Origin of the sequence: Pectinatus haikarae (assembly GCF_050916305.1) — a bacterium.
GTDB classification, from domain to species: Bacteria; Bacillota; Negativicutes; order Selenomonadales; family Selenomonadaceae; genus Pectinatus; species Pectinatus haikarae.
In genome coordinates, this window is record NZ_CP116940.1 from 2,307,169 (window position 1) to 2,331,397 (window position 24,229).

General features: G+C 36.8%; 23 protein-coding genes. 18 read left to right on the plus strand and 5 right to left on the minus strand.

The window, feature by feature from the left end:
- Nucleotides 1-268 precede the first annotated feature (268 nt).
- From infC to NXG61_RS11240, 13 genes are all read left to right on the plus strand, one after another.
- Nucleotides 269-796 (plus strand): translation initiation factor IF-3, encoded by a 528-nt coding sequence (infC, locus tag NXG61_RS11180; protein ID WP_196603962.1) that lies wholly within the window; start codon nucleotides 269-271, stop codon nucleotides 794-796.
- A gap of 2 nt (nucleotides 797-798) precedes the next feature.
- Nucleotides 799-996, plus strand: coding sequence for a 50S ribosomal protein L35 (gene rpmI / locus NXG61_RS11185; protein ID WP_196603847.1), 198 nt, complete (start codon nucleotides 799-801; stop codon nucleotides 994-996).
- A gap of 25 nt (nucleotides 997-1,021) precedes the next feature.
- Nucleotides 1,022-1,375 (plus strand): 50S ribosomal protein L20, encoded by a 354-nt coding sequence (rplT, locus tag NXG61_RS11190; protein ID WP_196603846.1) that lies wholly within the window; start codon nucleotides 1,022-1,024, stop codon nucleotides 1,373-1,375.
- An 80-nt stretch (nucleotides 1,376-1,455) separates the two neighbouring features.
- Nucleotides 1,456-2,694, plus strand: a complete 1,239-nt coding sequence (locus NXG61_RS11195; RefSeq protein WP_196603845.1) for an LL-diaminopimelate aminotransferase — start codon at nucleotides 1,456-1,458, stop codon at nucleotides 2,692-2,694.
- 275 nt (nucleotides 2,695-2,969) lie between these two features.
- Nucleotides 2,970-3,422, plus strand: a complete 453-nt coding sequence (locus NXG61_RS11200) for a Fur family transcriptional regulator (RefSeq protein ID WP_196603844.1) — start codon at nucleotides 2,970-2,972, stop codon at nucleotides 3,420-3,422.
- Complete coding sequence (gene hemZ / locus NXG61_RS11205) at nucleotides 3,404-4,900, plus strand: coproporphyrinogen dehydrogenase HemZ (protein WP_196603843.1); 1,497 nt, start codon at nucleotides 3,404-3,406, stop codon at nucleotides 4,898-4,900. Before NXG61_RS11200 ends, hemZ begins: the two co-directional genes overlap by 19 nt.
- 12 nt (nucleotides 4,901-4,912) lie before the next feature.
- A complete protein-coding gene (hisS, locus tag NXG61_RS11210) occupies nucleotides 4,913-6,178 on the plus strand; it encodes a histidine--tRNA ligase (protein ID WP_307225208.1) in 1,266 nt (421 codons plus the stop codon).
- 2 nt (nucleotides 6,179-6,180) lie between these two features.
- Nucleotides 6,181-7,983, plus strand: coding sequence for an aspartate--tRNA ligase (aspS, locus tag NXG61_RS11215; RefSeq protein ID WP_307225207.1), 1,803 nt, complete (start codon nucleotides 6,181-6,183; stop codon nucleotides 7,981-7,983).
- 87 nt (nucleotides 7,984-8,070) lie between these two features.
- On the plus strand, nucleotides 8,071-10,128 hold the full coding sequence (recG, locus tag NXG61_RS11220; protein ID WP_307225205.1) for an ATP-dependent DNA helicase RecG: 2,058 nt from the start codon (nucleotides 8,071-8,073) through the stop codon (nucleotides 10,126-10,128).
- A 474-nt stretch (nucleotides 10,129-10,602) separates the two neighbouring features.
- The gene (locus tag NXG61_RS11225) at nucleotides 10,603-11,607 is read left to right on the plus strand and encodes a tyrosine-type recombinase/integrase (protein ID WP_231038490.1); all 1,005 of its coding nucleotides are present in this window, start codon (nucleotides 10,603-10,605) and stop codon (nucleotides 11,605-11,607) included.
- Nucleotides 11,608-11,804: 197 nt separating this feature from the next.
- The gene (locus NXG61_RS11230; protein ID WP_307225203.1) at nucleotides 11,805-12,677 is read left to right on the plus strand and encodes a LysR family transcriptional regulator; all 873 of its coding nucleotides are present in this window, start codon (nucleotides 11,805-11,807) and stop codon (nucleotides 12,675-12,677) included.
- 175 nt (nucleotides 12,678-12,852) lie between these two features.
- Nucleotides 12,853-13,857 carry an HlyD family secretion protein gene (locus NXG61_RS11235; RefSeq protein ID WP_307225201.1) on the plus strand — a complete coding sequence of 335 codons (1,005 nt, stop codon included), beginning with the start codon at nucleotides 12,853-12,855 and terminating at the stop codon, nucleotides 13,855-13,857.
- A gap of 9 nt (nucleotides 13,858-13,866) precedes the next feature.
- Nucleotides 13,867-14,274, plus strand: coding sequence for an ABC transporter permease (locus NXG61_RS11240; protein WP_307225199.1), 408 nt, complete (start codon nucleotides 13,867-13,869; stop codon nucleotides 14,272-14,274).
- A 68-nt stretch (nucleotides 14,275-14,342) separates the two neighbouring features.
- On the opposite strand, the gene NXG61_RS11245 is transcribed toward NXG61_RS11240, so the two are convergent.
- Nucleotides 14,343-15,584 carry an IS256 family transposase gene (locus NXG61_RS11245; RefSeq protein ID WP_432748928.1) on the minus strand — a complete coding sequence of 414 codons (1,242 nt, stop codon included), beginning with the start codon at nucleotides 15,582-15,584 and terminating at the stop codon, nucleotides 14,343-14,345.
- A 19-nt stretch (nucleotides 15,585-15,603) separates the two neighbouring features.
- On the opposite strand from NXG61_RS11245, the gene NXG61_RS11250 reads away from it, so the two are divergent.
- Nucleotides 15,604-16,395 carry an ABC transporter permease gene (locus NXG61_RS11250; RefSeq protein WP_432748929.1) on the plus strand — a complete coding sequence of 264 codons (792 nt, stop codon included), beginning with the start codon at nucleotides 15,604-15,606 and terminating at the stop codon, nucleotides 16,393-16,395.
- 14 nt (nucleotides 16,396-16,409) lie between these two features.
- On the plus strand, nucleotides 16,410-17,546 hold the full coding sequence (locus tag NXG61_RS11255) for an ABC transporter permease (protein ID WP_196603830.1): 1,137 nt from the start codon (nucleotides 16,410-16,412) through the stop codon (nucleotides 17,544-17,546).
- Nucleotides 17,547-17,578: 32 nt separating this feature from the next.
- Here the strand turns inward: NXG61_RS11255 and NXG61_RS11260 are convergent, their stop codons facing one another.
- Together NXG61_RS11260 and NXG61_RS11265 are read right to left on the minus strand one after the other, a co-directional pair.
- On the minus strand, nucleotides 17,579-18,757 hold the full coding sequence (locus tag NXG61_RS11260) for an arabinose transporter (RefSeq protein WP_196603831.1): 1,179 nt from the start codon (nucleotides 18,755-18,757) through the stop codon (nucleotides 17,579-17,581).
- 380 nt (nucleotides 18,758-19,137) lie between these two features.
- Nucleotides 19,138-20,043, minus strand: a complete 906-nt coding sequence (locus tag NXG61_RS11265; RefSeq protein WP_196603832.1) for a LysR family transcriptional regulator — start codon at nucleotides 20,041-20,043, stop codon at nucleotides 19,138-19,140.
- A gap of 525 nt (nucleotides 20,044-20,568) precedes the next feature.
- Here NXG61_RS11265 and NXG61_RS11270 point away from each other — a divergent pair.
- Nucleotides 20,569-21,777, plus strand: coding sequence for an MFS transporter (locus NXG61_RS11270; protein WP_196603833.1), 1,209 nt, complete (start codon nucleotides 20,569-20,571; stop codon nucleotides 21,775-21,777).
- 412 nt (nucleotides 21,778-22,189) lie between these two features.
- Here NXG61_RS11270 and NXG61_RS11275 read toward each other — a convergent pair whose 3' ends face one another.
- Nucleotides 22,190-22,360, minus strand: coding sequence for a hypothetical protein (locus tag NXG61_RS11275; RefSeq protein ID WP_196603834.1), 171 nt, complete (start codon nucleotides 22,358-22,360; stop codon nucleotides 22,190-22,192).
- 107 nt (nucleotides 22,361-22,467) lie between these two features.
- Here NXG61_RS11275 and NXG61_RS11280 point away from each other — a divergent pair, with 107 nt between their 5' ends.
- Entirely contained in the window at nucleotides 22,468-22,743 is a 276-nt protein-coding gene (locus NXG61_RS11280) for a type II toxin-antitoxin system RelB/DinJ family antitoxin (protein WP_307225284.1), read from the plus strand.
- Nucleotides 22,730-22,987, plus strand: a complete 258-nt coding sequence (locus NXG61_RS11285; protein ID WP_432748930.1) for a type II toxin-antitoxin system YafQ family toxin — start codon at nucleotides 22,730-22,732, stop codon at nucleotides 22,985-22,987. Before NXG61_RS11280 ends, NXG61_RS11285 begins: the two co-directional genes overlap by 14 nt.
- A gap of 348 nt (nucleotides 22,988-23,335) precedes the next feature.
- On the opposite strand, the gene NXG61_RS11290 is transcribed toward NXG61_RS11285, so the two are convergent.
- The gene (locus NXG61_RS11290; protein WP_307225283.1) at nucleotides 23,336-24,196 is read right to left on the minus strand and encodes a Fic family protein; all 861 of its coding nucleotides are present in this window, start codon (nucleotides 24,194-24,196) and stop codon (nucleotides 23,336-23,338) included.
- Between the last annotated feature and the right edge of the window lie 33 nt (nucleotides 24,197-24,229).

The window sequence follows — 24,229 nt, forward strand, 5'->3', positions numbered from 1 at the left end:
AAATATTTGTTATTGATGATACAGTTAATATACTCATATAAAAACATTTTTATCATGAAAAATATTTATGGGAAATACTTATAGAATTTTTTTAATAAATATTTGACAATAAATATGTAATATGTTAATATATGTATATTATTCAAGTAGAGGCCACCGCTTCTCACCTGATGATGAAAAGTCATCCAGGTTTATATTTCGCATGAAAAAGGGTGGCGGCGTGCCGCCCTTTTTTTGTTTTATATTTTTAGTAAAGAGGTGATTAGATATTAGTAAAGATAGTTTAAGAATTAACGGGGAAATACGCGTACGTGAAGTGCGAGTCACTGATGTAGATGGCAATCAGTTGGGTATAATGCCTATAAGAGATGCTTTGGCCCGTGCTGAAGAAGTTCATCTTGATTTGGTTGAGGTTGCGCCTAAGGGAAAACCTCCGGTCTGTCGCATAATGGATTTTGGCAAATATCGCTATGAACAGCAGAAACGCGAAAAGGAAGCTCGTAAAAAACAAAAAGTTATAACGATAAAAGAAGTAAAGCTTCGCCCCAATATTGAGCAACATGATTTTGATGTAAAAACAAAGAATGCTTTACGTTTTATAAATGATGGTAATAAAGTAAAAGTCACGATCATGTTCCGTGGCAGGGAATTGTCACATCCAGAACTTGGTCGCAGCTTGCTGCTTAAAGTTGCTGACACACTTTCAGAGTATGTTATAGTGGAACGTACTCCAAAACTTGAGGGCAAAAATATGATAATGATTCTGGTACCAAAACAGATTAAGGGAGGAAATTAATAATGCCGAAAATGAAAACACGCCGCGCAGCAGCTAAACGCTTCACTGCCACCGGTACAGGTGAATATAAACGCAACAAATCTTTTAAAAGTCATATATTAGAAAAGAAATCACCTAAACGCAAACGCAATCTCAGAAAAGCTGCCATTATCACTGCAGCTGATCACAAACGCGTTAGTAGAATGCTTCCATATGCTTAATAAAAAAATTCGGGAGGAAAAATAAATGCCAAGAGTAAAAACAGGCGTTACAGCGCATGCACGTCATAAAAAAATATTGAAATTAGCTAAGGGTTATAAAGGTTCTAAAAGCAAGCAATTTAAAAAAGCAAATGAAACTGTAATGAAAGCATTGTACTATGCTAGAAGGGACCGTCGCGCCAAAAAAGGTGATTTTCGCAAATTATGGATTGCCCGTATTAATGCTGCTTCCCGCATCAACGGAATTTCTTACAGTCGCTTAATTTATGGACTTACCAAGGCAAATGTGGAAGTAAATCGTAAAATGCTGGCTGATTTGGCTATAAATGATGCTGCAGCATTCACCAAGTTGGTTGCTGTAGCTAAGGAAAATCAGTAAAATAATATTGAAAAAAGCTGTACATAATATTTGAATTATGGCAGCTTTTTTTATAAGCCTCGTATAAGGAGAGTAAAATAATGACATTAGTTAATGAGAACTATTTAAAACTGCAGGGCAGTTATTTATTTGCTGAAATAGCGCGTCGTGTCAGTGCTTTTAAAAAAGAGAACCCTTCAGCTGATGTTATCAGCCTTGGTATTGGCGATGTAACGCAGCCTTTAGCCCCTGTGGTCATTGAGGCACTGCACAAAGCAGTAGAAGAAATGGCTGATGCAAAAACTTTTCGGGGATATGGTCCTGAACAGGGGTATGCCTTTTTGCGCGAAGCTATTGTCAACACAATTTACGCACCACGCAAAGCACAGATAGAGTCAGATGAAATTTTTGTCAGTGACGGCGCTAAAAGTGACTGCGGAAATATACAGGAAATCTTTGGCAATGATAATATCATAGCTATAACAGATCCTGTTTATCCTGTGTATCTTGATACAAATGTCATGGCGGGAAGAACCGGTCTTTATAATGAAGCTGCCGGCATTTTCGATAATGTTGTGTATATGCCATGTACCGCAGAAAATAATTTTATTCCTGATTTTCCGAAAAAACATGTTGATATTATATATATATGTTGTCCAAATAATCCCACAGGCACTACATTATCCAGGAAACAATTGTCTGCATGGGTGAAATATGCAAAAGAAAATGACTCTGTCATTTTATATGATGCTGCATATTCTTATTATATTACGCAAGAAGATGTTCCCCGGACTATTTATGAAATTGATGGGGCAAGAGACGTAGCTGTCGAATTCAGATCGTTCTCCAAAACAGCAGGCTTTACAGGAATGCGCTGTGGATATACCGTTATTCCTAAAACAGTGTTTGGACATACTAAAAGCGGAATGAAGCAGGCTTTAAATCCTATGTGGAATCGCCGCCATACTACAAAATTCAATGGTACAGCTTATATTGTCCAGCGTGCTGCTGAAGCTGTTCTCAGTAATGAGGGACAAAAACAAATAATGCAGACCATTGACTATTATATGAATAATGCCAAAACGATATGCAGGGGCCTGGATGCCGTTGGCATAAAATATTTTGGTGGAATAAACGCACCATATATATGGCTTAAGGCACCAAACAGCATGAAATCATGGGAATTTTTTGATAAACTTTTAAACGAAGCTAACATAGTGGGCACTCCGGGTGCCGGCTTTGGTCCTTCCGGTGAAGGTTATTTCCGTCTTACTGCTTTTGGTGATAGGGAAAGTACAATAAAAGCGGTAGAACGCATTAAAACAAAATTGAAACTGTAAGGTGTTAAGTTCGAGGACGGCAATAGAGGACGATTAAGTCTTGTGGGTAATAATTTCTATATTTCAGAAGAGATAATGTACCAACCGAAATGAGAACTTATTGACCGTTCAGAGATTGTTAAAACTTGCATTAGTTTATAGCAGTCTCTTTTTTTATACAGCACGTGGTTTTTGTGAAACTTTAAAAATACTTTGTATTATACAATGTTTTTTGGTAAAATAATTAGTTGATAGTAATATTTATGGTAGCTTACTCAGAGAAAGGGGCTTATATTATGGGTAAAAAAATTACCATTGATGATTTGACAAAAAAACTGCAGAGCCCTCATCACAAAATCACACCACAACGAAAGATTGTTTTGCAGGTTTTTATAGAAAATCCCGGAGAACATCTGAGTGCAGAAGATGTACACTATATTCTGCGCGATAAAGGCTATGATATAGGTCTGGCAACAGTTTATCGCAGCCTGGAACTTTTATCAGAACTTGCAATATTGCAAAAAAATGACTTTGGCGATGGATGCCGTCGTTATGAACTTAATACAGCTAATCCTGATGCTCACCGTCATCATCATTTGATATGTCTGAAGTGCGGTAAAGTAGCAGAATTTGCCGACGATCTTCTTGAAGATCTTGAAGTGGATATAATGGAAAAAAGCAAATTTAAAATTCTTGATCATCAAGTAACTTTTTATGGATATTGCAGTAAATGCCAAAAGCAGCTTTGATTATAAATAAGCTCGTAATAAACAGCGAAAAAGAAATTGTTCATAAAATAGTAAAAGAGATTCTGCTGCTGTTTAAAATAGAAGTTCACCAGGACGTTCCTGCTGATTACGATATTATTGAGATATCAAATTATGTGAAAAAAGATATCGTATTTGAAGTTTTTACTAAAATCAGATTTGTAAAGAATAGTAAAAGCCAATTATTTACAAGAACAGATTTTGCAAGACAGGATGAAAATCCTCGCGCTTCAGCAAATCGTTTAATAAAGCTTAATCTTTATCATTTATTAACGGACAATTTAGGTCCTATTGTCGCTCCATGGGGAATATTGCACGGGGTGCGGCCCGCTAAAATTGTTCATAGGTATATAAGCAGTGGAATGGACAAATCGGCTATCGCAGCAAGATTGACGGCTGATTATGCAGTATCAGGAAAAAAAGCAGTATTGCTTACTGATATTGCCTATGGACAGCTGCCTGTACTCGCTGCATCAGATCATAATACAATAAGCATTTACATTGGTATCCCATTTTGTCTCACTCGCTGCCTGTACTGTTCTTTTCCATCCAATCTTCTGCCGGAAGCTGACATACTCAATGCTTTTATGGCTGCTTTGCATAAGGAGATATTATCTTTAAGAGAGATTATAGATGCTTATCACCTAAAAGTGCAAAATATTTATATCGGCGGCGGTACACCTACAAGTCTGCCGGAAAAATATTTTGCTTTACTTCTTGATTATGTTCAGGGTTTATATTCAAATGATATTTTGGAATATACGGTTGAAGCAGGACGGCCTGATTCGATAACACTCGAAAAAATTAAACTGATGACAGCATATAAAGTCAGCAGGATGAGCGTAAATCCTCAGACGATGCAGGAAAAAACGTTAAAAATAATAGGTCGCAGACACACTCCGCAGGAGATCGAGAAAGTATATAATGATATCCGTCTCATTAGTCCTGCAAAGATAAATATGGATCTGATTTTAGGCTTGCCCGGAGAAACAGCTGCTGACGTGCGTGATACATTAGAAAAAATTATTAAATTATCCCCTGATGATATAACGGTGCATGCACTGGCTGTAAAAAAAGGATCATCGCTTAAGAGTTGTCTGGATTCTGTACAACTGCCCGATGACAAAGTAACACGTGAAATGGCTTATACCGCAGAAAATTTGCTGCTGCAGGCAGACTATTCACCATATTACCTGTATCGCCAGGGTTATATGAGCGGTCAGCTTGAAAACACGGGCTATTGCAGACAGGGTTCCGCAAGTATTTATAACATTCAGATAATGGGTGAAAAACAAACTATCTTAGGTATTGGGGGCAACGCATCTACTAAAATAGTAGCGCCGTCCTTTGCATATTTGAAAACCTTATTTAATCCTAAGGATTTAGGGACCTATTTGAAAAGTGTCGATGATTATATTGAGCGGCGCCTTTCTTTAATGCGGGAAGTTTATGAGAAGTAAGGAGAGAGACTTATGCTGACAACTGTTCCGCGTGGAACTAAAGATATTTTGCCAGAAAATGTACATGAGTGGCAGTATCTGGAAAATAAAATACGAGAGCTTTGCTTGTTATATGGTTTTAATGAAATAAGAACACCTATGTTTGAACATACAGAATTATTTATGCGCGGCATAGGAGAAACCACGGATGTAGTGGAAAAGGAAATGTATACCTTCCTTGACAGAGGCGGACGCAGTATCACACTGCGTCCTGAAAATACAGCTTCTGCAGTAAGGTCCTATTTGCAAAATAAATTGTATGCAGATGGTGGCATCACAAAATTATTTTATATCGGTTCTATGTTCCGGTATGATAAACCACAAGCTGGCAGATACCGTGAATTTCATCAATTTGGCATAGAAGCCATCGGAGAACAAAGTTCGCTGATAGATGCTGAAGTAATAAGCCTTGGCGCAGCTCTTTTAAAAGATCTGGGATTGAATGATGTTCTTTTAAAAATAAATTCAGTAGGTTGTCCGAAATGCCGCCCTGTTTACAGAGAAAAATTGCAGTCTTTCTTTAAGGATAAACTTACTGAACTGTGCAATGACTGTCAGTCACGCTATGAACGCAATCCTCTGCGTATACTTGATTGTAAGAATCCTCATTGCAAAGAACTCGCAGAGGGGGCACCTAAAATTACAGATTGCCTTTGTGAGGAATGCGCCGATCATTTTGATAAACTTCAGGATTCATTGACAAATTTAGGAATTGATTATATTCTTGATTCGCATTTAGTGCGTGGCTTGGATTATTATACCAAAACTGCATTTGAATTTAAATATCTGCCATTGGGTGCTCAAAGCGCTATTCTTGGCGGTGGTCGTTATGATGGACTTATTGAAGAATGCGGCGGTAATCCGACACCGGCAGTAGGATTTGCCACAGGCCTGGAACGTGTTTTACTTGCACTTGAGACGCAAAAATTACTTCCGCCTAAAAATGCATATTGCGACGTATTTATTATTGCTATGGGAAAAAAGGCTGAACAACCTGCATTTAAATTACTTCAGCAGCTGCACGATAAAAAGCTGTCTGCACTTATGGATTATGCCGGGCGCAGTATGAAAGCACAAATGAAACAGGCTAATAAAAATGGAGCGAAATATGCCGTTATAATTGGTGATGATGAACTTGCGAACGAAAGTGCGACTGTACGCAATATGACAGACAGTGCGCAAACAACAGTACCTTTTGCATCATTGATAGATAAGATTACTTTTGAGGTGAATAAATAATAATGGAAACATTAGACGGAATGCCCCGCACACATCATTGCGGACAACTTAGCAAAAATGATGTGGACAGGGAAGTTGTAGTATGCGGCTGGGTATCACGCCGCCGTGATCATGGGGGACTTATTTTTGTTGATCTGAGAGACAGATCAGGATTAGTTCAGACTGTTTTTGCCGAAGACAAGATCGGAAATGAAGCTTTTCCAAAAGCTGAGTCCCTGCGTTCTGAATTTGTTATTGCTGTACGCGGCCGCGTATCGCTGCGGTCTGAAGAAACTGTCAATCCTCATATGCCAACCGGTGAAATTGAAATTTATTGTGAGGAACTTCGTATATTAAATACAGCTCAAACGCCTCCCTTTTATATTCAGGATAATATTGATGTGGATGAAACCTTGCGTTTGAAATATAGATACTTGGATCTGCGTCGCCCTGAAATGCAGAAAAACATTATTTTGCGTCATCGAGTAACAAAGATTATGCGGGATTACTTTGACAGAAATGATTTTTTGGAAATAGAAACTCCTATGCTTACAAAGAGCACACCGGAAGGTGCACGTGATTTTCTTGTCCCGAGCCGCCTCAATCCCGGTAAGTTTTATGCACTTCCTCAATCTCCGCAAATTTTCAAGCAGATCCTTATGCTGGCTGGTTATGAAAAATATTTTCAGATTGTCCGCTGTTTTCGTGATGAAGATCTGCGTGCAGATCGTCAGCCTGAATTCACTCAGCTGGATATAGAAATGTCTTTTGTCGATCAGGAATATATATTAAATACTATGGAAAATATGGTAGTTGAGCTTTTTGCTAAGGCTGTTGACGCGAAAGTTCCCGGACCATTTTTACGAATGACATGGCAGGACGCGATGGATCGATTTGGCTCGGACAAACCCGACCTGCGTTTTGGTATGGAGCTTATGGATATATCCGATTATGTCCGCGGTTCTGAATTTAAGGTATTTGAATCTGTTCTGCAAAATAAAGGACAGGTTAAAGTTATCAACGTTAAAGCTTATGCGGGCATTCCTCGCAGAGAACTTGACGGACTTGTGGAATATGTAAAAAATTATGGTGCAAAGGGTCTGGCATGGATTCAGTATACTGATTCTGAAATAAAGTCACCCTTTAAAAAATTCTATTCAGAAGAAACTTTTCTCAAGATCAAAAAAGCTGCAGGAGCTGAAACCGGCGATTTATTATTAGTAGTTGCCGATAAACCTTTGGTCGTAGCTCAGGCTCTTGGTGAGCTTCGTCTTGAAATGGCCCGCCGCAGAAACCTTATAGATCCTGATAAATTATCTTTCCTCTGGGTTGTCGATTTTCCTATGTTTGAATATGGTGAAGAAGATAAACGCTGGAAGGCAATGCACCATCCATTTACTGCACCGTGTGAAGAAGATGTTCAATATCTTTTATCAGATCCTGGCCGAGTAAAAGCTAAAGCTTATGATATGGTTTTAAATGGCACAGAAATAGGCGGAGGCAGTCTGCGCATATATAACAGCGATCTTCAGGAAAAGGTATTCGAAGCTATCGGCCTGACACCAGAGCAAGCTCATGCAAAATTTGGCTTTATGCTTGATGCATTCAAATATGGTACTCCCCCTCACGGCGGATTGGCATTTGGTCTTGATCGCCTGGTTATGATAATGGCTAAACGCGATTCTATTCGTGACGTTATTGCTTTTCCTAAAACACAAAGTGCTTCATGCTTGATGACACAGGCTCCGTCCGATGTAGATAATAAACAGCTGCGTGATCTTTCCATTAAAACTACTGTCGCAGCAAAAAAACATAAAGAAGATTGAGCGTTTCACCTTGCTGTGAAATAAGAGCATAATACGCAATTGTATTGTGCTCTTATTATTTTAACGCTTTTCTTTGCAGGTGATAAAATGAATTTTGAAGAAAATATACAATACGTTAAAGGAATAGGACCAAAAAAAGCACAAGCATTAAATAAATTGGGAATAGAAAACAAATACAACCTGTTGACATATTATCCAAAACGTTATAATAATCAAAGTGACATAACGCCAATAAGCGAAATTGAATATGATGAAACAGTTAATGTAAAAGGATATATAATAAGTATTCAAGAAAAAATATCATATAAAGGAATGAAAATAATCACCGTATTATTGAGTGATGACACAGGTACATTACAAATAATATGGTTCAATCAACCCTTTTTAGCAAGATCTTTGAAAAAGGGTATGAATTTGTTTGTCAAGGGAAAAATCAGTTATGCTTATGGAGGCAGTGGACAATTCTGCATCAAACAAATTATTTCCTATTTTTTATTGGACGATGAGCAAAATGAGCAATGCGAATTTCTTCCTATATATATTCTTCCCGGTACTATAAAACCAAAATTTTATCGCAGTATACTGACAGATACACTCAGTGATCTTCATAATATTCCTTGTGCTTTGGCTGAATCGATAAGAAATGAATATAAACTTTTGACAAAAGCAGATGCTTTGCGAAAAATACATTTTCCAAAAAGCGAGGAGGATATTGAAGCTTCTCGCAAAATGCTTATCTTTGAAGAACTTTTTATGATTCAGTGCGGGCTTATTCATCTGCGTAAGATTCATACTCAGAATAAGCATGGCATTCATTGTTTGCTTAACAGCACTCTTGTAAAAAAACTATATAGTGCTCTTCCCTTTAAGCTCACAGCAGATCAGGAAAAAGTATGGTCAGAAATATGCAATGATATGCAATCATCTACTCCTATGCAGCGGCTTTTACAGGGTGACGTAGGTTCGGGAAAAACAGTAATTGCCGTACTGGCATTGGTCAAAGCTGTTGAAAACGGCTGGCAGAGCGCTTTAATGGTTCCTACAGAAATTTTAGCCAGGCAGCATTTTCGCAATTTCTGTCTATTGCTTGATCCATTGGGAATAAAAACAGGCCTTTTGCTTGGCAGTCTTTCTGCAAAAGAGCACAGAGATGCTTTACAGCAAATAAAAACAGGAAAATGGCAGATAATAATAGGCACTCATGCACTTATACAGGATAAGGTGGAATTTGCAAATCTGGGTTTAGTTATTACAGATGAGCAGCATCGTTTCGGAGTTGCTCAAAGAGCATATTTGGAAGCTAAAGCTGTGCATATACCGGATGTATTGGTAATGACTGCCACTCCGATACCGCGGACGATGACCCTGACTGTATATGGTGATTTAAATGTGTCCATGATACGTCATCTTCCTCCCGGCCGAAAAAATATAAGAACCTTTCTACGTACTAAAAGCGCACGCGAAAAAATTTATCAATTTGTATTAAAGGAAATCAAAGAAGGCAGGCAGGCATATGTAGTATGTCCCTTAATAGAGATTTCTGAAAATATAAAAACAGTCTCAGCTGAGGAAATGTTCGAAAAATTAAATACCGGTATTTTTAAAAATATAAATTGCGCACTTTTACATGGCAAGCTTTCTGCAATTGAAAAAGAACAAATAATGCAGGATTTTTTCGCAAATAAAATACATTTACTCGTAAGCACCACTGTCATTGAGGTAGGTGTCAACGTTCCCAATGCTTCCATAATGGTAGTGGAAGGGGCTGATCGTTTTGGCTTGGCCCAGCTTCACCAGCTTAGAGGCCGTATTGGCCGCGGACAATATAAATCCTACTGCATATTGCTGTCTGACAGTAAAAGCAGCAAAACTGTCGAACGCCTTTCCTTAATGGAAAAGATAAATGATGGTTTTGTTTTGGCAGAGGAGGATCTGCGGCTTCGTGGGCCCGGACAATTTTTTGGCGCCATGCAGCATGGTCTTCCCGATCTAAAAATAGCGAATGTGCTCAGTGATGTTAATATTTTACTTGATGCGAGAAAAGCAGCTGAAAAGTGGTGTGCAAATAAAAATCCCATGACAGAAATAATTCGAACAATAAATATACAATATAAAAATGATTTTCTAAAAATTACTGATATTTAATAATATCTATTGTTACTCAACGCTTATACTTTTATTGGTTATAAAAGAAAATAATAATATCTACTTAGAACAATTAAATATTATAAAGTTTCTTTAATTATATTAATGTGTATATTTATGGCAACAGATATTCAAATATAACCAATATATATTAACCAATTTGACGTAAATCGTCTAAAACAGCTTTATTTGGCTTTTTACATGTAAAATATATATTTCCATATAAACATACAAAAATTATTTTTTCTTTTCTTAAATAAGCTCTAATTGAGCCGTTCAAAATATTATCTGCTGATTTTTAGAACGCTTTTAGTAAAAACTATGATATACTATATATTATAGTTTTACTTATTTCTAAATGGTGCACATCGGCTCTCCTGCACTATTCCTGCTTATTTTTCCTAAGTCCTACTTCATTAAAAATAGGACTTAAGAAATAGATCCATACCCAAAATTCAAATAAAGAGGTATAAAATGAACTCTTCAAAAAAAATTGCAACAATACCAAAACGCTTCATGTCTATACCTGATTTTATACCGGAACATGAAATAAATGCTGATAATTTTATATTAAATTATAAAAAATTTTTAGAACGCTATCTTTCTCATGGAGAACCTGCAGAAGATACCTTGCGCAATTATTGTTCAGCGGTAGATGGATATATAGAATGGTGCCATTATAATAAACGTCATCCGTTGAAAATATCAGAATATGAATTTACCTATTATCGTGATATGCTTGTTCAGCTGAAAATGAAAAAAAGCAGTATAAAAAGTAAACTTAATGCTATAAAACAATTTTACAATATCGCTTTGAAAGTAAATTTGATAAAAGAAAATCCGGCTAAAGATATAGGAATTAAAGCATATGAGGCAAATGATATTTCTCCGTTGAAGTTTTTGGATCTTCCTCAGCTGGAGCACTTGCTTTCTGTCATTCCTGATGATGGGGAAAATATTGAAAATATGAGAGACAAAGCCATGATATTGCTTATGGCTTTGGAGGGGCTGCGTACTGTAGAGGTATACAGAATGTCAGTAGCTGACATAGATTGGAAAATAAAAACTATCTATATACATGGTAAGGGGCATAATGACTTTATTTATCCCCGCGGAGACGTTTTGGAATATTTGTATAAATACATAAATCTTCGTTACTTTGATACAAATAAGACTGATGAAATGGGAAAAGCTGTTTTTACTGCCATCGGTAATCGCAATAAAGGAGGCCGGATGGATCGACGCAGCATTAGGCGCAGTATAGACTCTTGGCTGGAAATGGCAGGCTATAAAAAGAGAGGCATAAGCTGCCATATGCTGCGGCACACCTGTGGTACACTGCTATATAGTAAAACGAAGGACTTGCAGATTGTTAAACAAGTATTGCGGCACAGCGATATTAATATAACGAGCAAATACGCACATGTTTTCAGTCAAATAGATAATAGGTATACTTCAATAATAAAACTAAAAAAATAATAGTTGTTTTATAATAGTTATAGTATTTATTATTAAATAGCTACTTAATAATAAATACTATAACTATATATAAAGAATAAAGTATCGTTATTATGAAATAATAGAAAGTATGCGGTCTAAAAAGTGTGCATTAAAAACAATTCTGAAAATTCTTTTACAATCAGTATAGCTATGCAAGATGTAAAATGGAGGAGACAATGCTGGACTTGAAAAAATTACGTTATTTTATCACTATTGCTGATGAGGGAAATGTAACAAATGCCGCTAAAAAACTTAATATTACACAGCCACCTTTAAGTCATCAAATAAAAGTTATGGAAAAAGAAATAGGTGTAGAATTAATGCATAAAGTCGGCAGAAATATCGAGCTGACGGAAGCAGGAATTGCGCTGCATGAAGAAGGGAAGGAAATACTGGAATCAATAAACACACTTGAAAAAAAACTGCAGGACATTCATAAAGGTACCTCCGGTATATTGAGCATTGGTGCCGCCACTTCATGGGGACTGCCTTTTTTATCCAAACAGATTGCTCTATTTAATGAGTTATATCCGCATGTTCAATTTCGTTTTTACGACGATATGCGGCATAATATTATTTCTTTGTTGGAAAAGAGAATTATTGATTTGAGCGTTGTATTTCCCCCATTTAATCAGAAAGCCTACAATTATATAGCAATGCCGCCTGAACCACTTATTGCTGTTATGCGAAAAAAATGGAATGACAAACCATTCAGTAAAATTACTACATTTGAAGAGCTTGCTGATAAACCTTTGATTATCAACTTTCAATCCGATCGTATTCTTGCCTATTATAAGAAAAAAGAGATAGAACCCAATATAGTATGCCTGCATGATGATGTACGGTCGATGCTGCTGCTGGCAAAAGCAGGTTTGGAAATAGCAATTGTTCCTAAAGCAGAAAACTGGATAAAATACAAAGAAAATGATATGATCTATAAGACAATCGATAGACCGTCATCACATCTTCAACCTTATATTATATGGTTGAAAAAACGCAAATTACCAATTATAGCTGATAATTTCTTGAAATTAGTATTACAAAAATAATTCAACATTATGTTTTCCAATATATCTCTTTGTTTATAAATAAATTTAGAACAAAAATAAGCATCGATTAATACATAAAATATATTAATTGATGCTTATTTTTGTATTATACATATTTATTATTATTTGATATGATATTGCTTATGTTCTTTATAATAATAGGGAGGGGTTTTATATGTTGAAAACATGCGGGTATTATTCGTCTGCTCTTATATTTTTATGCTTGGCAGTCATTGTTTTTTTTACAGGCTGCGGTTATGATGCCGAAGATAATAAAACCCTCTGGGGACGGTCCGACGCGACGGAGGTTGATATTACCTCAAAAATACCGGGGCGGCTTGTGGAGCTTTTGGTAAGTGAAGGTGAGCAAGTGAAAAAGGGACAAGTTTTGGCACGTATAGATAAAAGGGATATTGCTGCTCAGATAATCCAGGCAAAGGCAAATATCAAAGCCTTGCAAGCACAGAAAAAGCAGGCTTCGCTTAATACGCTGTTGCAGGGAAAAACAACAGAGGCTGCTGCCAGAAATGCAAATGCTCAATTGGAAAAAGCAGAAACAGACTTTTCTTTAGCCAAAAGTGATTTTCACCGCTATAGTTCACTTTTGTCAGCAAATGCCATATCGGAACAAACTGTTGACAGTTATCGCAATAAACTGGAAGAAGCAGCTGCAGCATATCGGCAGGCTCAAGCAAACCTAGACAGCAGCAACGCAGGTTTATTGCAGAAAAACGTAGATCAGGCCGATGAGGAGAATATAGATGAAAAAATAGAGCAGGCTCAAGCAGCATTAAAGGAAATTGAGATCTCTCTGGATGAAACAGAAATACGTGCACCATTTGATGGAATAATAAGTAGTAAATATGTAGATGAAGGAACTATGATGTCGACAGGAATGCCTATTGTTTCTGTGCAGGACCCTTTGTCAAACTGGATCAATATGAAAGTCAAAGAAACTGATCTGCCTAAATATACAATTGGCAACGAGGTAACTGTGGTAGACCGAAGCGGCAATTTGAAATTGAATGGAAAAATAGTTGATGTCAGTAAAAAAGCCGAATTTGCTACCTATCGTTCTACAAGTGAACGAGGTGGTCAGGATATCATCACTTTCAACGTAAAAATACAGGTCAATTCAGATCAAATTAGACCTGGCATGCAATTTCATATTGCGAGTTAGCGGTTTAATATGAAAATAATTGCTATTTTTATGAGAGAATTTTCCTATCTTTTTTTTGAAAATAAATACGGTTGTGTGTTATTGTATGCACCGATCCTCTATGCTATTTTTTTTGGCCTGATGTTTTCAAATCAAACTTTAAAAAATGTGCCAATAGTGATATACGATCAGGATCAGTCAGCAGCCAGCAGAAATTTGATTCAATCATTTTTTGATTCTGAACGCTTTGACGTAATCGCCATAGTGAGCAATGAAGAAGATATGATAAATCATTTGGCGGATGATAATGCAAGCGCTGCGCTGGAAATCCCTATCGATTTTGCAAAAAAGATCAAAGCAAAGAAAAAGAGCAGTGTCTTGCTGGAAATAAATGCGGTGAATATAATGTATCCTAATACAGTACGGGGCTATGAATAAAAGTCTGTAAATAAGGTCTTCTATGATAGTTAATAAAGAATTAATAAATCGTCATTTCGTTAGAGCTATCATGCCAGTAATCTGTCAGAGTACATGATGACCAGTTCACCTCTTACCTTTCCCCAATTCCGAAGTGGCATAGTCCATTTCTTGGCAGCCTCGAAAGTGGACAGGTACAAAGCCTTGAGCAGAGCCTGTGAACTTGGGAAAACACTTCGCTGACGGTTTAAACGGCGGTAGGAAGAATTTAAACTCTCAATGGTGTTCGTTGTATAGAAAGCTGTACGAACATCTATCGAAAACTTAAAGATTGGTGTTATGACATCCCAGTGATCATGCCACCGTTTCATGGCTGCTGGATACTGGGACGTCCATTTCTGATCTACTTCCTCTAACCGTCTGACAGCGGTTTTTTCGTCAGGAGCGGTATAGATCGTCCGAAGATCTCTGGCAAAATTCTTCATGTCCTTATTGGCTACATATTTAAGGGTATTACGTACCATATGCACAATACAGCGCTGGTGTTCTGTTTTTGGGAAGGCTGCAGCAATAGCTTCCTTAAGCGCTGTGAGTCCGTCCGAGCAGAGGATAAGAATATCCTGGACGCCGCGGTTCTTAAGACCGTTCAGAACACTCAGCCAGTATTTACTGTTTTCATTTTCACCGACTTCAAGGGCGAGTACTTCTTTGTAGCCATCCTCATTGATGCCGAGCACAACATATGCAGCCAACTTGCTGACAATACTGTCATGACGTACCGAAAAATGAATGGCGTCAATAAAGATAATAGGATAGACGCTGGCAAGTGGCCGACACTGCCACTCTTCAATCTGGGGCAGGATTTTGTCAGTGACATCCGATATGAAGCCTTCTGATGCCTCAAACCCATAGATATCCTCGATGGTTTCAGAAATTTGCTTGGTCGTCAGCCCTTTGGCATACATGGAAATTATTTTCTGGTCAATGGCAGAGATGTCCTTCTGACGCTTCTTGACAACCTGTGGCTTGAATGAGGATTGCCGATCCTGAGGAACGTCAATCTGAAAGCTGCCATAACTGCTGTTCATTTGCTTTGGTTTATAACCGTTACGGGCGTTCTCGCTGTCGGAGCGTTCCGATTTGCTATAGCCCAGGTGTTCATCCATTTCAGACTCCATCATCTCCTTGATGGTGCCACCAAGCAGATCATTCAGGGCATCTTGGATGTCATTTGGTTTCTCGATGTTATACTCTTGGAAGAGCTGCTGGATAATAGCCCGCTTTCCATCGGTCATTTCAACCTTGTGAATCTCTTTGCGCTGTTTTGCCATGATAAAAAGGCCTCCTCCTATGACTAGATTGTACCATAGAAGACCTTATGACTTCGAGTGGAAGTTTGTTTACAGAGATTTTTTCATAGGCTCTACAGTACAGTTATATGCATCAGAAATAATTTCCACATATAATTCAAAAATTCTGGAACCGGGCACATATCTGCCAATAAATTTCAGTACGCGTATTTTATATAATCCTACATCTTCCTATTCATCATTCATACTACCTGGTCTTGTGACTAACAGCATTCAGATAAGTCTATTATTATCTGCCTGTTTAGCTTTCGTACGGGAATTTGATTCAAAAACCTTATGGACTTCTTATTCCCTGCTTACTATTATTACGGGTAAACTGATATTATATTGGTTTTTATCCATATTGGCCGGAAGCATTGGCAGTGTTATCTGTATAAATTTTTTTAATATAGCTATGCGTGGTAATTTTATGGATATATTATTAATATACAGTGCGTTTAGTTTTGTAATATGCAATTTTGCTTTTTTCATCTCTGCCTTAGCCGTAAATCATCGCCAGCCTATTTCTCCTCTTGTCCTGCTATATATAATGCCCTCATTTATATATAGCGGTTATACCTGGCCGGATATCGCCAAGCCAATGTTTGTGTATATATATTCTCGGTTTCTGCCAATGACATATACCGCAGATACTGTTCGTGATATCATGCTCATTGGATTTTCCAATGATTTATATAAAAATAGCATCATTCTCTATCTTTCGGGAATAGTTTTAATGATCGCAACTGTATTTGTCTGCCGTCGGCGGAATAATAAAAAAAATAATGATTAATGGAGAAAAATTAGATGATTGTTATTAGGATTGCCACTCAAGAATTTAAATGGATGATATCAAAAGCTCCTAAATTAATCTATATACCGCTTATTATTCCTCTTGCTTATTTTATATTATTCAATAATTTGTTTCTTAAACATTCCGTTGACAGTATTCCGCTGGTCATTTATGATGAAAGCCAGTCGCAAGCCAGCCGAAAAATAGATCAGTCATTTGAAGACTCTGAATATTTTTCTGTTGTTGGTTACTGCAGCTCACAGGAAGAAATGAAAAGTTATTTGGAAAATAAAACAGCTGCTGCGGCGGTGGATATTCCTCCTGATATCATGAAAAAGATAGGTGCCGGCATGTCAAGTCCTGTCTTATTTGAAATGGATGAAACAAATATAATGGTGGGGAGCAGTGCGGTAATCAACGCAGAAAATATAATAAATAACTTATCCCAAAATATGGGAACAGCACTATTATTAAAAAAAGGATATCAATTGGAACAAGCACAAAATATGGTTTCTCCTGTTCAAATGCAAAATAGGATATTATATAATCCATTTCTCAATTACACCGATTATTTTGTTTATTGTCTCTTAATGATGTCTTTTCATATGGCATTATTTTTCTGTTCATCAGGTTCTATTCTAATTGAATATAATACACAAAAGTATAATAAATTTGATGAAAAATACGTTATAGCCGGAAAGCTACTGCCTTTTTGGCTTATGGGATTTTGTTACTATAGTCTGCTTATAGTGGCTGCCACAGCTATAACCGGAACGATATTTCACGGTAACATATTCAAATTATTACTTCTAGGAGCAATAGTGGTCTTTACCGTTACTTCCCTGGGTGCATTTTTGATTTCCTTTTTTAAAGCTATGTTTTACTTTTATCAGATAGGCATTATTTGTGCCGTTCCTATCTTTATGTCTTCGGGCTCCACTTTTCCAATTGCTGCTATGCCGCTATTTAATAAGATCATTTCTGCCATCCTGCCGCTTAGTTATCTTGCGCCAGCTGTGCGGAATATAATACTTTCAGGTCACACTCCCCATTTTTTTACTGATATTCTTATCTTGCTTATATATGGAATAAGCGCTTTTTACCTAACGGTAAGAAGATTTAAAAAAATTCGGTTAAAAATGCAGTATTAACTGTTATAAGCCTGTTTCAATCTGTTTTTACACTAATATTCATTGTATTTGTATTCTATCATGCTGCAAACTATTGCAATACCGGTAATAGCAGCTATGAAACCTAGAAGAAAAATTGAAGAATAACCAAATCTATCAGCAATGACACCACCAATGGGTGCCGAAAATGCATAAGCTATATCCTGAAACATCGAGAATCCGCCAAATGCAGTACTGCGTTGTGCAGGACTAACTTTCTTTATGACCTCTACGCCCATAGCTGGATAGATCATTGAGCAGCCTAATCCGGTCAATAAGGCTCCCAATAATGCAAGTGCGTAGTGCGGCGCCATCCATAACAAGCCCTGACCCAATGCTTCAACAATGAGAGAGGCAAGTGCAACTTTCACTCCGCCTTTTTTATCAGGCAATGAACCAAAAAGAATACGGCTTATTACAAAACCGAGACCGAATAATGACAATCCTGCACCGGCATACGGCCAGCCTTGGTTTTGAAAATAAAGAGATATAAAAGCGCCTAATACAGCAAACCCTATGCCTTGAAGTGTTATTGTCACTCCTTGTTTCCATATTAGACTTAAAAGTCCCCAAAATGATTTTTTTGTTCTGTTGGTGAACTTCTGAGGTTTAATTTCCGGAGCTGTTCTAAATAGCATAATACCTATAATTGGCATTATAAACGATACCGCCATCACCGCATTAAAACCGAACGCTTTATAGAGTGCAAGTCCCATAGGTCCGCCCAATACAAATGCCCCATACATAGCCATTCCCATGACAGCAAGTATCTTCCCCGAATGTTCAGGACCAAGCTGTAATAGATGCCAACCCGTGATACCCACAGTCGACATGCTTTCTCCTATGCCGAGCAGTAATCTTCCTACAATAAGGATCATGAATGACACTATAACTCCCAAATTTGATATTGAAGCTCCCATGCAAATGAGTGCTGCAAACATGTAGATAATAAAACCCAGAATAAAACATTTTTTGCTGCTCTTATTATCAGCAAAATTCCCGGCATATTTTCGGGAAAAAATTGTTGAAATGAACGATACGCCAACAGCAAAACCGCCTAACCAATTGGAGAGATTTAGACTCTCTTTCACAAATATGGAAACGACCGGCAATGCTATTGCCACAGATGAATAAGTGAAAAAGAAAGCGATCCCCAATTTTATGAGATTTTGTTTCAAAGATATTTTTAACATATTTTTTCTCCTTATAAGCAGCATATTAAACGACAAAAAACGCACTTTCCCCTCAAAAAAACATTGAGTAAGAAAGTGCGTTGGCTGACGTGAACGCTTACTATAAAATTTTTTATTATTGAATTTAATAATAAATATTTATCTTTTAACTGGTAAACTAAAAGTAATAAAATATAAACTTAATATCATACGTGGTAAGCTGATACTGAAATTTTTTGTTTAGTTATTATATACTTATATTACCACATATATTCGCAAAACGATAGTATAAAATAATTTGTGTTGTGGAGCAGGAAAAAGATAGAGATTATATCAAAGCTTTACCTATATACAGAACATGTTATATTTCAAACTTAATTCCTTTATAACAATCAAGTGAGTTATTTATTAATCTCAACTTGTGAAAAATAATTAATTATAAATTTACTGAAATTACGAGTTGCAGCCGGTAAGTAACGATCCTTCACCCATGATAACCAGATTGTTCGCTGTAAAGAAGGATTTTTAATATGTAATCTAACAAGTGAATCGGCACTTTTTTCATTCAACCAAAACGCGGGAAGAAAAGCAACACCGAGACCAGTTCTTACTAAGCTACATATTACTTCAGTAGTACTGCTTTCAAAAACTATATTAGGGACAAATCCCGCTTGTTTGCAGAAATCAGTTGTAATATCTCTAAGCCCATCTTCTTTTGGTGGGCTAATAAATGATTCATCAGCTATTTCGCTGAGTTGTATACTATTTCGCATAGCTAAACGATGGTTTGCTGGTACTGCCAAAAAAATTTCCTCAGTTACCAGAGGCTCACGGTGAATTTTAAATTGACCAATAGGTTGTTCAATTGGCAGAGAAGAAATACAGAGATCAAATTCTCCATTGATAAGTTGCTGTGGTATTTCTAGGCGTCCTGCAACTTGAATAAGACGAAATTTAACGTTCGGGTAATATGTTAAATATTTTCCGAAAAGATCTGGGAATATTTGAGATATAGTAGCTCCCACTGTGACGTTTCCGCATTCAAGGCTTACCATATCCGCCAATTCACGTTTGGCTTGCTCCAATTCATCAAAGATGCGTTTCACTCTTCGCAGAAAAACTTCACCAAACTGGTTTAGCCGTATTCGCCTTCCTTGGCGTTCGAATAAAGGAACTCCTATACTTTTCTCTAACCGTCTGATTGTGTTGCTGAGTGAAGGTTGCGCAATGTGAAGTTCTTCTGCTGCACGTGTTACATTTTCTAATTGAGCAACAACTTGAAAATATTTCAATTGAATTAAGTCCATAATATATCTCCTTAATAGCTTTAAAAGAATGATTTCATAATTAATTATATATTTTTATTTATTAATAAATAATATTATAATTATATTTGTTACATATTCAAAAATCTTAAAGAAGTATGGGAACAATGCTGCACTATAAGCGGATATAAATGAAAGGCTGTGAAAAAATGTTGTATTCTGTGATTCTAGTTGCCTATGATGGTTTGGACTTAAAAACGGCAGAATTTAGGCAATTGGTCTTATAAAAATTATCCAACTAAATCTTAACAATCCAATGTATATGCCAGTAAAACAAAATCCAGATATTAGTATGATGCTAACACCGGAATAAAGGTTGCTGCTCAATCAATGTGTGTGATATTAGTTGAAAATTTTCAGCTATGAAAAAGCTTGGAAAAATGAATTTAACGAAACAGATAATACCGATCAGGGGAAATTATAATTATCCAATGAATAAGTTGAAAAAGGTGATTTAAAGCTGCTTTTTAATAATAAGACAGTTTAATAATATTAAGGGTGATAAAAATGAATAAATCAAAACTATGGACCAAAGCTTTTGTGATAGATTGCATAATTTGTTTTCTTGTTAATTTGGCATATTATTTGACAATGGTAATAATTGCTGACTATACAATGACAAATTTACATGCTTCATTAGGTGACGCGGGATTTGCATGTGGTATTTTTATCTTAGGGGCGCTCTTTGCACGTCTTTTCGTCGGTAGATCAATAGAACGACTAGGGACGAAAAAAGCACTTTACTTTGGGCTAATTCTTTTTTTACTCTCTACCCTGCTAAATCTAAAAACAGTTAATTTATTATTTCTTTTTGGGGTACGTTTCTTACAGGGTATAGGGTTTGGAGTTGCTTCAACCGCAACAGGAACGATTATGGCACAAATTGTTCCTGCTGAAAGAAGAGGAGAAGGTACCAGTTATTATGCAATGTTTGTCACTCTCAGTACAGCCATCGGTCCATTTTTAGGTATTTACCTTTATCAAAATGGAAACTTAGATAACAATTTAATTTTAGGTGCTATTTTACTATCTGTAAGTTGTATAGCAACATTTATTTTAGTAGTGCCTGAAGTTAAATTAACAAAAGAACAACTAAAGCAAATGCAAGGTTTTTCACTAGGTAATTTTTTCGAACGCAAAGCAATTCCGATTGCGATTATTACTTTTTTTATTAGTATTGGTTTTTCAAGTATACTCGGCTTTATTACCTCCTTTGAAAAAGAGATTAATTTAATTGAGGCTGGGAAATTCTTTTTTCTTGTTTATGCGGTATTTGCTGTAGCATCCAGGCCATTTACAGGTCGATTGTTTGACCAAAAAGGGGACAATTTTGTGATGTATCCATCCTTTGTGGTATTTGCTATTGGCCTTTATATACTTAGTCAAACTCATCAAGGATTTCTTCTTTTAGCAGCTGGTGCTTTTATTGGGCTGGGATTTGGAACCTACATGTCTTGTGCTCAGGCTATTGCTATTAATATTTCACCAAGCCATCGAATAGGGTTAGCTACATCGACCTTTTTTATCTTCATGGATTTAGGTGTAGGATTTGGTCCACTTTTATTAGGAACTATTATCCCATTTCTTCAATTTCGTGGACTATATGAAGCTTTAGCTATCGTTGTTATTATTTGTATGTTTTTATATTATTTTTTACATGGAAGTACATCCAAAAATAAAGAGCAAGTTGATGCAAAGACTTCTAATATTCAATAATGTCATTATTGAATTATAAGCTTAGTATACCACGGTTTTCGGTAAAAAATAGGTTGAAAAAGGATCGTCTTTTGTCCTAAAAAAGTCGTAAAAGGGTCATTTCGGCAACAACGATTTATCCACAGGTTACTTGAAAAACACGAAAGACAGCTGTTCAGGGACCGCTTTCGGCCCGAATACAGCTGTTGCCATGCTCTGCAGAGCTTCATCATGTTTTCTTCGGCTGGTCTTTATATTTCAGTGCCCCCATGAATCGCGCTCAATCCACCGGCCCTTCAAGATGATCTGCGACTCGGCATCAAGCTGCTGCATTGCTCGATCCACCCTGTCCAGATTTCTGTGATATTGAGATTCAGCTCGACAATTTCATGCTGCAGCTTCTCTTTTCGCGCTGTCTCCTGCTCGACCTTGCTTAAGTCGCTGCTCCCAGAACATACTGCGCTGTGATCGGGTGTATGATGGTCTTGAGCATTTCTTCCTTTGCAGCTTTATCAGCCTCAAGGTTTTGTAAATATGTACGCAGCTCGTCATTTCGTGATAAGTAGCGTATTACTGTCTGGATATAATCGTTGTATTTCTTCATGCCCTTTTCCTTCATTGGAAGTCTTTTGTAATGACATTGTTTATAATTTTATTGACAATGTGATAAATAAAAAGCTATAATATAAATAAAAAAGAGGTGCTTATCTTATGGCTAATACTAATTTAAACATTAGAATAGATGAAAATCTTAAAAAAAATGCCGAAAAAGTATTTTCTTCTTTAGGTTTAACAACAACCGCAGCGTTTACTATCTTTGCTAAAACCGTAGTGAGAGAACAGGGAATCCCTTTTAATTTATCACTTAATCCTTCCTATAATGCAAGGACTAAGGCTTCCATGGATGACGTTGTAAATCATCGCAACATGAGCAAAAAATTCAACACTGTAAAAGAACTTATGGACGATTTAAATGCTGAAAATTGAATATGGTACTGCTTTTAAGAAGGATTTTAAAAAAATAAAGAAACGTGGATATAATCCAGCCTATCTTGAAAAGGTTCTTGAACTTCTGATTGAGCTGAAGTCTCTTCCAAGCAAATATAAGGATCATGCCTTGATCGGAAATTACAAAGGTTTTCGTGAATGCCATATTCAACCTGACTGGCTTTTAATATACCGGATAGATGAGGGAGCTAACCTTAACATTAACTCGTACGGGCAGTCATAGTGAGCTAACATAAGCTTGTCTGCGAACAGCGCATCCGTGTTGCCCTGCGTCCATGTGCATATATCCGTCCATCCAGATCTGCGGTTGCTGAGGATAGCAGAAATTGCTGATTAAAAGTCTGTCCGTCCGCAAATGGGACTGCCACAATGTGGGACGCATCATAATCGCGATATAAACGCGGTAAAGAATATACTGACGCAGGTTCTCCCCCCCTAGCCTAGGGACCGTGGGATACACGGAAATTTACGCTTGGGGAAATCGTATAAGTCGCAGATACTTCTGTGGATGCGCAATGGTTGTCAAACCAAGAATCCCCAGCCTTTAGGCGTGGGGATTGTCAATGCTGTTTTATCTGCCATTGCTAAATGGTTTAAGCAATTCCAGCAGCTTATTTTTTTCGTCATTTTGTCTATCATCTAAGACAAACTTCTTGAAAAATTCTTTTATATCATGGAGGCTTTTCCCCTCACGCAGCAATTTATTTGCTGTTTTTATAAATAGTCCAGTTTCCGCAGCATAATAATTAATCATGTTAAATCCCTTATCTATCGAATATATTGAACGCTTAAGGCATCTTCGCAGTGGATGGTTATCATTGGTATTATAATAATATAGTAAAGTTTTATTAAATTCCGCTATGTTTTCCTGCATGATATTCAGTATACCGCATTGATTGCTTACTAAAATTTTATTTGCGGCTATTATAGAAGTACGTTTATTCCCATCCCAAAACAATTGGCTTTTCACTGCATATGAAAAATATTCTAAAGCTCTGTCTATCGGATTGTTTAATGCCAGTATTCGTTTAATCTTTTCTTCCGTGTTTTTTTTATCAGGAATTTCTGGTTTCCAATCTGTACCACCGACGCCTACATCACCACTTCTTAGTACCCCCCATTGCAAACTTTCGTTGCGGGAAACATATTCATTAATTTTGCAAACATATTCTAGTGAGAAAGGGGTATTTATGCTGGTAATCATGAACCTGTAAGCGTCGCGTAAATTTAAGATCGTTTGGATATCATCCACGGAAACATTATTTATGACCGCTCCGGCAAGAATGGTCTGCGTGTCTGGATAAGTGACATTACAACCTTCTATTTTTGCGGTATTATATATTGAAGAAACTAAGTATTTTTTGGCGAGTATAATATTTTGTTCCTTTTCTATTTTATACTTAGCTAAATCCAAATTACATATCTGCTTCACGTTTATACCTTCTTTTAACCTTTTAACGAAAAT